The sequence below is a fragment of the Corynebacterium sp. HMSC078H07 genome, from assembly GCF_001812805.1.
GTDB lineage: Bacteria > Actinomycetota > Actinomycetes > Mycobacteriales > Mycobacteriaceae > Corynebacterium.
In genome coordinates this window covers 87,256-87,483 of sequence record NZ_KV810513.1, presented here as the reverse complement: position 1 = coordinate 87,483, position 228 = coordinate 87,256, and the positions used below count along the sequence as shown (strand labels likewise).

Genomic DNA, 228 nt, shown 5'->3' with positions numbered 1-228 from the left:
TGTAGAGCCACCAGTCCATGGTGATGCGCTGATGCTCATCGAACATGCCACGATGATTGCCCGCTAAGTCTTTGAGCTGTTTGTTGATGCCGCCTTCCAGTAGGTTCGTGGTGGCTTTTAAATCCTGTGTGACACCTTCAGGCGGGTCAAGGAAGGTAAATAATTGCCCTGCGTGGATGAGCTTTTCTAGCCGTTTTAGAGCCCTGCGGGCGTTGCGGTGGGTGTACC

Annotated in this window: 1 pseudogene; it reads right to left on the bottom strand. The window is 53.1% G+C overall.

The annotated features are described in order from the left end of the window. A pseudogene (locus HMPREF2875_RS14045) lies at positions 1-228 on the bottom strand (IS256 family transposase); the annotation flags it as partial.